Annotated in this window: 12 protein-coding genes; 3 read left to right on the top strand and 9 right to left on the bottom strand. The window is 70.8% G+C overall.

From position 1 onward, the window contains the following. Positions 1-51 precede the first annotated feature (51 nt). Together G3I71_RS12380 and G3I71_RS12375 are read left to right on the top strand one after the other, a co-directional pair. Positions 52-1,674: a fused response regulator/phosphatase gene (locus tag G3I71_RS12380; RefSeq protein WP_164314061.1), complete on the top strand. Its 1,623-nt coding sequence runs from the start codon at positions 52-54 to the stop codon at positions 1,672-1,674. A 132-nt stretch (positions 1,675-1,806) separates the two neighbouring features. Continuing rightward, the gene (locus tag G3I71_RS12375) at positions 1,807-2,163 is read left to right on the top strand and encodes a 5-carboxymethyl-2-hydroxymuconate Delta-isomerase (RefSeq protein ID WP_164314060.1); all 357 of its coding nucleotides are present in this window, start codon (positions 1,807-1,809) and stop codon (positions 2,161-2,163) included. Between the two features lie 25 nt (positions 2,164-2,188). Here the strand turns inward: G3I71_RS12375 and G3I71_RS12370 are convergent, their stop codons facing one another. From G3I71_RS12370 to G3I71_RS12350, 5 genes are all read right to left on the bottom strand, one after another. Next, positions 2,189-2,908, bottom strand: a complete 720-nt coding sequence (locus G3I71_RS12370; protein WP_203730055.1) for a TetR/AcrR family transcriptional regulator — start codon at positions 2,906-2,908, stop codon at positions 2,189-2,191. A gap of 56 nt (positions 2,909-2,964) precedes the next feature. Beyond that, entirely contained in the window at positions 2,965-4,044 is a 1,080-nt protein-coding gene (locus G3I71_RS12365; RefSeq protein ID WP_164314059.1) for a PDR/VanB family oxidoreductase, read from the bottom strand. Further along, positions 4,044-4,925, bottom strand: a complete 882-nt coding sequence (locus tag G3I71_RS12360) for a metal-dependent hydrolase (RefSeq protein WP_203730105.1) — start codon at positions 4,923-4,925, stop codon at positions 4,044-4,046. Before G3I71_RS12360 ends, G3I71_RS12365 begins: the two co-directional genes overlap by 1 nt. Positions 4,926-5,042: 117 nt before the next feature. Then, positions 5,043-6,971: a hypothetical protein gene (locus G3I71_RS12355; protein WP_164314057.1), complete on the bottom strand. Its 1,929-nt coding sequence runs from the start codon at positions 6,969-6,971 to the stop codon at positions 5,043-5,045. Positions 6,972-7,019: 48 nt separating this feature from the next. Continuing rightward, positions 7,020-7,529, bottom strand: coding sequence for a tetratricopeptide repeat protein (locus G3I71_RS12350; protein WP_164314056.1), 510 nt, complete (start codon positions 7,527-7,529; stop codon positions 7,020-7,022). Positions 7,530-7,785: 256 nt separating this feature from the next. Here G3I71_RS12350 and G3I71_RS12345 point away from each other — a divergent pair, with 256 nt between their 5' ends. Further along, positions 7,786-8,220 carry a hypothetical protein gene (locus G3I71_RS12345; protein WP_164314055.1) on the top strand — a complete coding sequence of 145 codons (435 nt, stop codon included), beginning with the start codon at positions 7,786-7,788 and terminating at the stop codon, positions 8,218-8,220. A gap of 103 nt (positions 8,221-8,323) precedes the next feature. Here the strand turns inward: G3I71_RS12345 and G3I71_RS12340 are convergent, their stop codons facing one another. The 4 genes from G3I71_RS12340 to G3I71_RS12325 form a co-directional block, all read right to left on the bottom strand. After that, positions 8,324-9,985, bottom strand: a complete 1,662-nt coding sequence (locus G3I71_RS12340) for a DUF1996 domain-containing protein (protein ID WP_164314054.1) — start codon at positions 9,983-9,985, stop codon at positions 8,324-8,326. A gap of 221 nt (positions 9,986-10,206) precedes the next feature. Next, positions 10,207-10,860: a response regulator transcription factor gene (locus tag G3I71_RS12335; protein WP_164314053.1), complete on the bottom strand. Its 654-nt coding sequence runs from the start codon at positions 10,858-10,860 to the stop codon at positions 10,207-10,209. Then, on the bottom strand, positions 10,845-12,143 hold the full coding sequence (locus G3I71_RS12330) for a sensor domain-containing protein (RefSeq protein ID WP_164314052.1): 1,299 nt from the start codon (positions 12,141-12,143) through the stop codon (positions 10,845-10,847). Before G3I71_RS12330 ends, G3I71_RS12335 begins: the two co-directional genes overlap by 16 nt. Positions 12,144-12,239: 96 nt before the next feature. After that, on the bottom strand, positions 12,240-12,836 hold the full coding sequence (locus G3I71_RS12325) for a winged helix-turn-helix domain-containing protein (RefSeq protein WP_164314051.1): 597 nt from the start codon (positions 12,834-12,836) through the stop codon (positions 12,240-12,242). Between the last annotated feature and the right edge of the window lie 286 nt (positions 12,837-13,122).

Below are 13,122 nucleotides of genomic sequence, written 5' to 3'. Positions count from 1 at the left end.
GGCAGACCATGGACCTCGGTCTGCCCCACCGGTGTGTCCAAGGGCGGTCAGATGGACGACAACGGCAAGCGGACCGACACCACCGTGCTCGTCGTGGACGGCACCGCGGCCGGCCGCTACGCGATGAGTGCCCTGCTCCGGCGTGCCGGTTACCAGGTCGTCCCGGTCGCCGGCGGTCACGAGGCGCTCGCCGAACTCGACGTACGGCTGCGAAAGGGCATCCTGCCCGACGTGGCCCTCATCGACATGAACCTGCCCGGCGTGAGCGGGGTCGAACTGTGCCGCCGGATCAAGACCCGGCCGCACATGGCCGGCCTGCCCGTCGTCCACTTCTCGGCCTCCGTCGTGTCCCCGGGCGACCGTCGCGACGGGCTGGAGGCGGGCGGGGACGCGTATCTGACGGTGCCCGCCGAGCCCGGGGAGATCGACGCGGTGCTGCGGGCCGCGGTGCGCGCCTCGCGGCTGCGGGCCGACGACCAGGCACTGGCGCGGCGGCTGACCCGGCTGTCGGAGACGGTCTTCACCATCCAGTCGGCGCGCTCCCTGCAGGAACTCGCCGACGCCGCCGCCGAGGGCACCGCGCGGCTCACCGGCTCGCCCGCCGCCGTGTTCTTCCTCGGCCCGGACGACGAGCTGTACCGCGCCACCTCCCGTGACCGCACCACGCTCGCCATGCCGGACGAGGGTGCCCACCGCGTCGTGGCGGGGCTGCTGCGGCGACTCACCCGTGGGCACAGCGGGGTGCGGATCACCACGGTGCCCTCGCCGCTGTGGCCCGCCGGGTTCTTCCGGCCGGGCATGGAGCACGACGCCCGCCTGGTGCTGATCCCCACCGAGGACGGCAGGGCCTCGGTGTGCCTGGCCACGCCCACCCGCGGGACGCGCAGGGTGAGCCCGGAGAACGAGTCCCTGGTGGCCAGGCTCGCCCAGGCCACCGTGCTCGCCGCCGAGCCGCTGCTCATGTACCAGGTCGAACGGTATGTCGCCCTCACCCTCCAGCACAGCTTCCTGCCCCGCCCCGACCGGCTGCCCGACCTGCCGGGCATCGACGTCGCGGTCCGGTACGTGCCCGCGTCCCGGGACGCCGAGATCGGCGGCGACTTCTACGCAGCCCTGCGCACCGGCGACGGCATGCTCACCGCGGTCGGTGACGTCGTCGGGCACTCGCTGGACGCGGCCACCGTCATGGTCGAGATCCGGCACGCGCTGCGCGCCTACTGCGTCGACGAGAGTGACCCGGCCGTGCTCGCCGAGCGCCTCGACCGGATGCTCCAGCGCTACCACCCCGAGGTCACGGCCACCGTGTGCCTCGTCCACGTCGACCCGGGCACAGGGCGCACCCGTATCGCCAACGCGGGCCACATCCCGCCGCTGATCATCCGCGACACCGGCAGCGCCGACTACGCCAAGGCCGCGGGCCCGCTGCTCGGCGTGGGCCTCGCCCATCCGCCGCCCACCGAACTGTTCCTCGAGCCCACCGACCGGCTCCTCATGATCACCGACGGTCTGATCGAGACCCGGGGCACCGACCTCGCGGACTCCATGGAACACCTGCGCGCGGCGGCCTCCGGCGCGCTGCCCGGCCTGGACGCCCTCTGCGACACGCTGCTCGTCTCCTTCGGACACGACCGGGAGGACGACATCGCGATGCTGGCGCTGCGGCTCGCTGACTAGGGCCAACGGCCAGGACCAACGGCCAAGGCCAGCGGTTGGGCCAGCGGCTAGGGTGTGATGGCCGTGCCGTCATACAAGTCGTGCAGTCGTAGCAGTCCCAGTCGTAGCAGTCGTAGAACAGGGGTTTGACCCATGCCGCAGATCACCGTCGACTACTCGGGTCCGCTGGCCGAGGCCTTCGACCGGCGCGCGTTCGCGCTCGCGCTGCACGAGGAAGTCGTCGCCACGGCGAAGGCGAAGCCCGAGGCGTGCAAGACGCAGTTCCGCCGCACCGAGGACGCCACGGTCGGCGCGGACAGCGACGGCCATGCGATCGTGCACGTCTGGATCGGCATGCTCACCGGGCGCACGGTGGAGACGAAGGCCCAACTGACGGAAGCCGTACTGGAGTTGGTCCGCGCCCATGTGAAGCCCGTCGAAGGACTCGCCCTGCACGCCTCGGTCGAGGTCCGCGAACTCGACGACTCCTACCGGAAGTTCGACAACTGACCTGTCCGGCCGACTTGCCGGTGGGCTACGACGCGAGCGAGATGAGCCGTGCGACCAGGTCGCTGAACGGGCCGTCGGCGGGCTCCTGTTTGAGCATCCGGCGCAGCAGCGCGGCCATCTCCTCGTCATAGGCGGCGCTCACGGCGGCCAGCGCCGCGAAGTCGTGCACGAGCTGCGCCTCCAGCTCGCCGCGCGGCACCCGCCGCCCGTCCAGCCAGATCAGCGCGGTCGACTCGACGAGCGATATCCACGTCCGGATGACCAACTCCAGCCGGGCGGGCGCCTCTTCGGCGGTCAGTTCCAGATGCGACAGGATCTGGACGTACGCGACCTGTCGTACGGCGTCGATGAGCGCGTTCGTCGCCGAGGCGCTGCTCGAACGCACCTCGTCCGCCGACACCGCCGGACCGCCGCGCATCAACGCCGCGAAACCGGGCCCGTGTTCGTCGACGAAGTCGAAGAACCGGCCCATCACACGCAGCAGCCGCGCCCCCAGCGGACCCTCCTGCGGCTCCGTGAACCGGCCCGCCAGATCGTCCGACGCCCGCTTCAACGCGGCCTCGTACAGGCTGAGTTTGCCGGGAAAGTAGTGGTAGACCAGTGGGCGCGAGATGCCCGCGGCCGACGCGATCTCATCGATGGAGACCTCGTCGGGCGAGCGGCGGCTGAACAGTTCGAGGGCGACGCCGATCAACTGCTGCCGGCGTTCCTCGACTCCCATTCTGCGGCGAACCCCGGTTGTCATGCGAACACCTTACCGATCGGATACGGCCCGCAACGGACGGGTCCGACCCAGGGTGTTCACAAATCCAGCACAAGTGGACTCCGTCGTGCCCGCGACACACAGATCAGCATCGAGTCCGCCCGCTTGGCGTCGGTCAGCAGCTCGTCACGATGGTCGACTTCCCCCGCGAGCACGCGCTGTTGGCAGGTTCCGCAGAACCCCTGCTCGCACGAGTACGCGGTGTCCGGCAGCTCCGCCCGTACGGCGGCCAGCACGGTCGAGTCGGCGGCCACTGTCAACGTCCGCCCGCTGCGCCGGAGTTCGACCTCGAAAGGCTGGTTGCCGCCGATCGACGTACGCGGAGTGAAGCGCTCCAGACGCAGAACGGCACCCTCGGGAACCCGGGCCTCCACCGCGGCCATCAGCGCCTCGGGCCCGCAGCAGTGAACGGCGGTGCCCTCGGGCAGCTCCGCCGCCACTCCCGCGAACAGCGCGTCGAGGTCGGGCAGCCCGTCCTCGTCCTCCGCGACGACGGTGACGCGTCCGGTACCGTCACCCGCGCCCAGTTTCTCGATCTCGGCCAGGTACGGCATCGAGGCCCGGCTGCGGCCCCCGTACAACAGCCGCCATTCCAGACCGGGTTGAGCGTGCACCGCCCGGAGCATCGGCAGGATCGGGGTGATGCCGATACCGCCGGCCACGAAGACGTACGCCGGAGCCGGGGCGAGCGGGAAACGGTTGCGCGGGCCGCGCACCTCGACGGTCATGCCCGCCCGCAGCCCCTCGTGCACCTCGCGCGAGCCGCCGCGCCCGTCCGGCACCAGCCGGGTGGCGACGGTGTACGACGAGGTGTCCGCCGGGTCCCCGCACAGCGAGTACTGCCGCACGAGCCCCGACGGCAGCACCAGATCGAGATGCGCCCCCGGCGCCCAGCCAGGCAACTCCCGCCCCTCCAGCCGGAGTTGCACGACCCCGTCGGCGACCGACTCGTGCGCGGCGACCGTCAGCCGCAGGGCCCGTGAGCGCGGCCGGCCGGAGACCGGCTCCGCCAGCGCGGGCAGCGGCCACAGCGGCGAGGCCCCGATCCGGCGGCGCATGGCCCGCCGGGCGAGCAGCGCGGCCCCGGCGGTGAGCGCGAGAGCCAGCGGCCGGGGCATCAGGCGGCGCCCCTGTCGGCGGCGACGGCGGCGGGGGAGGAGGCCAGATAGGCGACGGCCTGCTCGGTGGACCCCTCCTGGGACGGGTGGTAGTTCCGGGAGAGATAGCGCGGCACCGATCTCGCCATGGCCCGGGTGGACGGCAGCAGGCCCCGCTTCCCGCGCACGTAGAAGCCCCGGAAGGTCGGCTTGCGGAGGTTCGGGGCCGGATCGTTCGCCATGAAGAACCGCACTCCGCGCTGCCACAGGAAGAACAGCGCCAGCAGCCCGGTCAGCCACGTCCGCACGCGCCGCCGGTAGCTCCCGTCGACGTGCGTGAACAGGTCGAAGGCGACCGACCGGTGCTCGACCTCCTCGGCGCCGTGCCAGCGCAGCAGGTCCAGCATGGTCGGATCGGCGCCACGCCGGTCCAGCTCCGGCGCGTTGAGTATCCAGTCGCCGAGGAACGCCGTGTAGTGCTCGATGGCCGCGATGACGGCGACCCGTTCCATGAGCCACCACTTGCGGGCCCGGCGGCCCGGCAGGAGGAACCGGTCGCCGAGCAGCTTCTCGAAGAGCCAGTCGACCTGAGCGGTGTACGGGGTCGGATCGAGCCCCGACTCCCGTAGGTGCGGGAGGACTTCGTCATGGGCCTGGGAGTGCATCGCCTCCTGGCCGATGAACCCGACGACGTCCGCCCGCAGCCGTTCGTCACGGATGTACGGCAGCACCTGCTTGTACACGTGCACGAACCACCGCTCACCGGCGGGCAGCAGCAGATGCAGCACGTTGATGGTGTGCGACGTGAAGGGATCCCCCGGCACCCAGTGCAACGGGGTGCCCTCCCAGGAGAAGGACACCTTGCGCGCCTTGAGCGGGTGAGCCGGTATGTGCGACTGCATGTGCGGCGGTACGTGTTCGGAGGGGCCGGGATCGGGACTGTTGGACATGGCGTCAATGTACTGACGGGTAGCCGGTGGGGAAACCCCTCTGCGCCGACTTGTTGACGCCAGTGTCAGCTAGCGCAGCCCGCCGATGGCCCGCCCATCCTTCAGCGTCCCCTTCAACCCGGCCTGAGCCCCCTGCTGGGTCTTCGCCGCCAGCATGGCACCCCGCGCCGACGAGCTCACCCCACCCGTCGCCGTGATCGACGCCGTGTTCTCGGCGCCGGCGGCCAGCATGTACCACTCACCCGCCCCCGACTTCCACAGCACACCGGCGAGCACGTTCGGGTCGCGGGGTCCGCACGCCGGGCTGGTCCCGGACTTCGCGGCGACCGCCCCGTACTTCCCGCCCGGAGTGTGGAACTGGGCCAGAACCTGGGCGCCGTCGCCCCGCCAGGTCTCGGCGCGGGTGCACACCCAGTCGGCGGCGCCGCTCGCGTCGGGCAGCGGCTGCCGGGCGTACTGCCAGGCGTTCACGGCGCGCACGCCCTGGGAGTGCATCGCCGCGAGGGAGCAGGCGAACGGCGACCAGGTGGCCAGCGCCGCCGGAGCCGAGGCCTCGCGGGGTGCGGTCGGGCGGCCCGTGGTGAGGTGGGCCGGGACGAGTTCACCGAGGTCGCTCAGCAGGCGGGCGCCACCGGCGTCGGTCACCTGGAGCGTGTTCCAGGACTGGCAGGTGCCCTTCTGCGCGATCGGGCTGGCCATTGGCCCGCTCACCCCGTCGGTCAGCCCCAGGTCGATCGGCGTCGCGCCCGGCTGGCGCAGATCCCGCATCTCGGCCTTGAGCACCCAGGGTGCCGTCAGATAGCGGACGTTGCCGTCGGCCCGGTCGAGGACCACCGCGTCGGCCTCGGCGCCGGTCGCGCCGTCGACCCGGGCGAAGTCGAGGGCGGCCCCGCTCGTGCCGTCCTTCGGTTCGGCGTACCGGGCGATGCGCAGACCGTCGTACAGGATCACGATGTGGGCGGCGTCGACAGTGCCCGCGTACAGGAGTTGGGGCGGGCCGGCCGGGCCGCCGGACGGGGTGCCCGGGGTGGCCGAGACCTGGACGGTCTCGCCGGGGCGGGCCCAGACGGCGAGGGCGCGGCGCAGCAGGGCGCTGTCGCCGACGAGGTCACCGCGCGCGGGCCAGACGGAGAAGTCGGTACGGGCGGAGGACCTCCAGGTGGCGGGGGCCACCAGGGTCAGCCGGGCCGGGTCCAGGGCGGCTTCGGCGGCCGGGTTCTTCGCGTACGCGGGGGCGGCGGCGCCGTCCGGGGCCCAGCCGTCGCCGGGCAGGCCGAGCAGCGCGCCGCACACCGCGACGGCCGTGGCGGCGACGAGCGCGGCCTTCAGGTGCTGCCTGCGCCGCATCAGGTCGGTCGGGCGGGCCTGGAGCGAACAGGGGTCGAACTCGGCGGAGTCGAGCAGCGCGTACTGCGCCGGGACCTCGTCCGCCTCGCGGAGCGCCTCGATCGGCCGGCCGACCCCGGCGGCCTCCAGGGCGGTGGTGACGTCGGAGTCCGGGAGCTTCTCCAGACCGCGCAGGACGTACGCGGCCCGCGCGGGGCCGGAAAGGGCCGACAGCCGCTGATCCAGAGCGAGTTCCTCGGCGCCACCCGAACGCGGGAAGAGTCGCAGGCCCCACACCTGGGGGAGCAGCGGCGGCAGTTGCGACCGCTTCGGCAGCGTGCGGCCCCGCCACGGCTGCCCCGCCGCGAGTGCCGTACGCAGCACCTGGAGGCGGACGAGCGCGTAACCGGGGTCGCCCGCGCGGCCCTTCGGCTGGGCCGGGATCGCGGCCGCGGCCGTGCGTCCCCTGGGCAGCGCGCGCTGGGTGAGGGCGTGCGCGGTCAGGACGCGCCGGTTGCGGCCCAGGCTCGGCGGCAGCACCAGATAGGCGAGCCGGACGAGCCGGGGGTAGTGCTCGACCAGTGCGGCCTCGGCCTGCTCCACGTCGACGACGGGGCGGCCCTTGGCGCTGTTACCGGTGGTGGGGCTGAAGGCGACATCCTGTGACTGCACGTTCAGCAGAACGAGCGAATGGTCGGATGGTCACCTGGCCTTCCGGAGTTACCGGTCGGGGTCGGTCAGCAGCCGGGCGTAGTTCGCCATCGACCGCTGGTAGCGCGGCAGATGGGGAGCGAGGGCGCCCAGGACGAGTGAGAGGCCCTCACGGTCGCGGCCGAGACTGGACAGACACAGCGCCAGACACGCTCGTACGGCGTCGTCCAACTCGTCGGAGGGGGCGTCCAGTTCGGGAGTGAGCAGCTTGACGCCCTCCTCGGCCTGCCCGATGTTCCGCAGTGAACTCGACAGCTGGATCTTGGCGCGCCGGCCCTTGTAGCCGCTGTCTTCGCCGAGCCCGAGCGCGAGAGCCTCCCGGTAGAGCGGCACCGCCCGGTCCGAGTGGCCCGTCGAGTCCCAGGCGCGCGCTTGTTCGAAATGGGCCAGGGGGCTGCCGGCGGGCAGTTCGGCGACGAGGGCGTCGATCACGGCGCGGAAGTCGGCCCCGTGGTCCTCGTCGTAGTCGTCGAAGGTGGCCCAGGCGGCGTCCACACGCTCATTCCAGTCCGCGTTCACTCGGGTCGCCTCGCGATGTCCGTGCCGGTCATGCTTGCTGACCTGCTTTTCTGCTGGGGGTCCGGGGGCCCGCGGCGGCAGCCGCAAATGTCGGAGCCCCCGGGAAGATGCAGTACTTGCCCACTCTCGCACACACGTTCCCTGATTGAGTGGTCTGTGCCCGGCAGCCGTATCGAGGGCGAGGGCTCCTCGACGGGGCCACCCGCGGCATGGGCCGAGAGTAATGTCGGCGGCGAACGGACCGGAGGACGAACAGATGATGGTGACGCGACCGAAGCTCGCGGCTGCCGCGGTCACAGCCGTGGCGGCGCTGGCACTGACAGGCTGCTCAGGCGGCAACAGCGATCAGGCGGCTACGGCGATCGACGCCACGCCGGTCGCCGCGACGGGCAGCCTGGAGCAGCTCGCGAGCAAGGCGGGCTGCAAGCCGATCATGCAGATCGACGCGGACGAGCTCCGCCAGGCCGCCTGCAAGACCACCACCTACGGCAAGTTCCTTCTCCTGACCTACGCCACCGACCGCGGCCAGCGCGAGTGGATCAACGGGGCCAAGGACTACGGCGGCTTCTACCTCCTCGGCCGCAAGTGGACCGCGGTCGGCGACCAGAAGATGATCGCGAAGCTGCAGAGCAAGCTCGGCGGGACCACCGAGGTGGGCGCCGACCACCACGCGGCCGGCCACGAAGGCTGAGCGGAAGCAGCAACGCAACGAGAAGGACATGAGAAAGCCGGTGGCGGGTTCTCCCGCCACCGGCTTTCTCACGTGGCCCACCGTCGGTGGGCCACTGGTGGATCTACTGGCACTTCTTGCCGGTGTTGATGCAGTTGACCATCTTGTTCATCGTCTTCACGGAGAAGAAGTTGATGAAGTCGTTGTGGTCGGTGATCGGCTTGTGCAGGTTCTCCGGGAAGGAGTCCACCGCGTACGGGTTCACCACCGTGCCGTTCTCGATGGTCGGGGCCGGCACGTTGTAGACCAGACGGACCTGGAGCTGGGGGATCGCCTGGAAGCCGTTGGCGCAGGTGCCGTCGGCCTGGACGAAGGACACGTGAGTGCGGTGGTTCGCACTGTCGATGTTCTGGCCGTCCAAGCAGCTCTGGAAGTTGGTCGTACGGACCACGGAGCTGCCCTGCGGGCAGATCGGGTACTTGTCCTCCAGCTGCACCTTGTTCTCGAAGCCGGTGCAGCTCCAGTTCACGTTGGCGTTCGCGTTGCCGTTGACGAAGGCCTTGGCGTCACCGGTGATGATGCGCAGGGCGGTCGGCATCGCGACGACGTTGCCCTTCTTGTTGCCGACGAACTTGATCTGCGCCTGGGTCGGCTGAAGGATCTTGCCGACGTTGCCCTCGGTTCCGCCACCGGCGGCGTTCTGGTCGAAGTCCTGCGAACCGTCCTGCAGACGCAGCACCGGCCAGAAGTACGACGACTTGTCGCCCTGGTTCTGGCAGCTGGTCTGGGCCGCCGCCAGTTCCTGGTCGCTCGCGAACGCGTCGTTGCTCTGGTTGCCGACGTAGTCGTGCAGGTGGTGGGCACCATTGGTGACACCGGGGGCGACGATCACGTTGTCCGTGTTGTGGTTGTCGTTCCCGTTGGTGCCGCACTTCGTGGTGAAGGAGCCACGCGAGCCGCTGTTGCCGTTCGCGGCGAGCCCGTTGGCGCCGACACCCAGCTGGGCGTTGGCCTGCACCTTGGTGATGTCGACGAAGTCGGCAGCCACCGGACCGTTGCCGCCCTGGCCGCCGCCGGCGGCGTTGCCCGCACCAGCGTCGCCCGCACCGGCATCGGCATCACCCGCACCGGCGTTGCCGGCTCCGGCATTGGCCGCACCGGCGTCGGCCGCACCGGCGTTGGCCGCACCGGCGTCGGCCTGGCCGTTGTTGTTCTGACCCTGGCCGTTGTTGTTCTGGCCACCGTTGTTCTGGTTGCCGTTGTTGTTCTGGCCGTTGCCCTGGTTGTTGTTGCCCTGGCCGGCGTTGGTCTGCGGCGCGGCCGCGACGCCGGTGCACTGGGCGAACTGCGCCAGGTTGTCAGCCCCGGAACCACCGGCCCGCTTGATGTTGATGCGGATCCGGTCGATCGCGGCGATCCGCTTGTCCTTCAGCGGACCGGTGATCGCGTTCTGAACGAAGCTGGCGTCGCCGGCCTGCGCCTGGCGAGTGGAGGCGAGACGTGCGTAGGCCTCGGTGATCTGGTTGTCCAGATTCGCGAGCTCCTTGTCCACACCGGCGCGGGCGCCGCTGGGGACGTTCGAGAGCTTCTGACCGATGTCCGGGCAGTCGATCGTGGCGATCTGTACGGCAGCGGCCTTGGTCTGGTTCTGGGCGCCGTTCTCCTCGTGTGCGGAGGCGTAGAAATTCGCCCAGACAAGTCCACCACCACCGATCGCGAGAGCCGCGGATGCGGCCACGGCGCGAACGGCCAGTGGTGAGCGTCGTTTACGTGCGTTGCGTCCCATGGAACTCCTCTGACTTCCTTGCGGGGCTATCGAGGCGCCCGACAGGATGAAGCGGCGTCGTTCCATACGAGGGGGACCTCAGGAGTGTTCAGCCGCCTCAGAAATTGATGAGAGATTCGTAGGACAATTCAGCCTGAACTCCACCGGTTATACCGGGAGTTGCGGATCTCTTACGGCAAGTGTTCGGCGAGGGAGCGGATGCTGTCGACTTTGGCGTGCTTTCAGCGTCCCTGGTCGAGATATGTCAGTACCGCCAGGACGCGTCGGTTGTCATCGTCCGACACCTCGAGTCCCAGTTTGGCGAAGATGTTGGACGTGTGTTTGGCGATCGCCCGCTCCGTGACAACCAGATGCCCAGCGATCGCCGCGTTCGAACGTCCCTGAGCCATGAGATCCAGCACCTCCAGCTCCCGGGGCGTCAGCCGCCCCAGCGGCCGGCCGTCCCCGGCGCGCCCCGCCAGCAGCTGCTGGATCACCTGCGGGTCCATGGCGGTACCGCCCGCCGCGACCCGTCGTACGGCGTCCACGAACTGCTCCGCGTCGAACACCCGGTCCTTGAGCAGATAGCCGACCCCGCCGTCCCCGTCGGCCAGCAACTCCCGTGCGTACAGCCGCTCCACGTGCTGCGACAGCACCAGCACCGGCAGCCCCGGCCGCGCTCGGCGGGCCCGCAGCGCGCACTGCAGCCCCTCGTCGGTGTGCGTCGGCGGCAGGCGTACGTCGATCACGGCGACGTCCGGTGCCAGCTCGGCGAGCGCCCGGTCCAGTTCGGGGCCGCTCTCCACCGCCGCGGCGATCTCGAAGTCGTACGCCTCCAGCAGCCGGACCAGCCCGTCGCGCAACAGGAACAGGTCTTCGGCTAGGACAACTCGCAAGGAATCTCCATGGTCACCATGGTGGGACCGCCCGCGGGACTGCTGACGGCCAGGACGCCGTCGAATGTACCGATTCGCCGCTCCACCCCGGCCAGCCCCGACCCGCCTCCGACCCGTGCCCCGCCCCGACCGTCGTCGGTGACGGTGATCCGCAGCGAGCCGTCCGCGTACCGCAGATCGACCCGTACCCGCTCGGCGCCGGAGTGCTTCACGGCGTTGGTCAGCACCTCGCTCACCGCGAAGTACGCCGCCGACTCGACCGGTGCCTCCACCCGGCCGCCCCCGAACTCCACCGTGACCTCGGTGTCCACCGGCAGCCGCAGCGCCAACGCCCGTACGGCGTCGCCCAGTCCACGCTCCGCCAGCACCGGCGGATGGATGCCGTGCACCAGGTCGCGCAGCTCGGCGAGCGCCTCGGCGGAGGACCGCCGGGCCCGTGCGAGCAACTCCCGCGCCTTCTCGGGGTTCTTCTCGATGAGCGCCTCGGCGGTCCCCAGATCCATCCCCATGGAGATCAGCCGCGCCTGCGCCCCGTCGTGCAGGTCCCTTTCGATCCGCCGCAGTTCGGCGGCGGAGGTGTCCACCACATCCCGCCGCGACTCGGTCAACACCCTCACCCGCTCGCGGAGTTCACCGAGCCCGGCGCCCAACAGCGCTCGGGTGAGCAGGAAATGGGTACGCAGAAGGGCGGGGGTGAGGTGGTACGAGGCCACGAGGAGTACGGCCCCCAGTGCGCCGGCGGCGAGCGCGCTGCCCTGCCCGCCGATGGGTACGAAGCCGTACCACCAGCCGACGTAGGTCCCGTCCGTGAACATCCGCCACAGCCCGAGGGCCAGCGCGAACCCCTCGAAGGGGTAGAAGACCAGTGCGGCCGGCACCAGCGCGGTGAGGGAACCGAGCACGACGTCGAGGGGCAGCCACGCGAACTCCCGCCAGGTCGCCGGATCACGCAGCACCCCGAGGGCCCGCGCCCACCGCCCCGCGTCCGCCGTCGGCACCCGGTACCGGGGCGGAATCCGCACCCCGCCCCACCGCACGGCCGTCAGCCGCCGCCAGTCGGCCCACGCCCGTATCCAGGTGACGACCCGGGGCGTGGTGAGGAGACCGATGCCCAGGACGGGCACGAGAGCGAGGGAGACGAGGAGGAGCACGAAGAGCGGCACCGACCCGGCGATCGAGCCGACGGCCAGCAGCAGTGCCCGCACCCCGGCGAGCACGACCGTACGAATCCGAACTCGAACCCGAGCCGGAACCCGGAATCGTGCGTTGATGGCGTCGTCCATGCGGTCAGTCTCGCCGAGCACACCCCGCCGGGTCACGGGCCCGAACACCCGTACCTGGAGGTGGTGCCAGAGACACCCCCTGGGCAGGAGCGCAGGTCAGCGAGCGGTCGGGGGCGTGTACTTGTATCCCACCCGGCGCACCGTCTGGATGGCCTGCCGGTGCTCCGCGCCGAGCTTGCGGCGCAGCCGGGCGATGTGGACGTCGACGGTCCGGCCGTCGCCCACGTGCCCGTAGCCCCACACCGTGGTGACCAGCTGATCACGGGTGTGCACCCGGCCCGGGTGGGCGACGAGATGGGCCAGCAGCTCGAACTCGAGGTACGTGAGATCCAGCGGACGCCCTTCGACCTCGGCGGTGCGCTGCACGTTGTCGACGAGCACGAGGTGACGGCCGCCGTCGGTCCGGGGCTGCTCCGGGGCCACGGCCGGGGTCAGCAGCTCCGGGTCCGGGAGCGCGAACGGCAGTACGGGCGGCTGCTGGTCGGCCGGTACGAGCACCAGGTAGCCGATCATCGGCGGCTGGCCCGGCAGTGTGGGCAGTGTGTGCGGGGGCGCGGGCAGCCAGGTGGCACCCGGCGGCAGGAAGTCCCTGACGTCGACCACCTCGTCCCGGTCGACGGCGCGCAGCCGGTGCCGGGCGGAGCCGCCGGGGGAGAGGGGAGCCAGAGGAGGGAGAGTACGAGTGGTCGCCATGAGAGGTCAGCTCTTTCGCGCGAGGAGTTCGTCGGGGACGTACGTCGTGCGCGTCGGCGGAAGACCGAGAAGTACGGCGTCAGAGGGGCCGTACGGCTGGTGTTAGAGGGCCGGCGCGTTCATCGCGCGACAACACACCCGGTCGAAGTCGTGGTGCTGGCGGGAAGGCCAGAAGGGCTCGAGGTCGTGGCGACCTGTCGCGATGCACTTCTGGAAGCTGGCCATGGGTCCATTGAAGCAGAGAAGGGGCGAAGCAGAGAAGGGGTGTCCACCGTCCGGTGAACAC

Source organism: Streptomyces sp. SID12501 (assembly GCF_010550245.1).
Taxonomy (GTDB): domain Bacteria; phylum Actinomycetota; class Actinomycetes; order Streptomycetales; family Streptomycetaceae; genus Streptomyces.
This window is presented reverse-complemented; position numbering and strand designations above follow the sequence as displayed.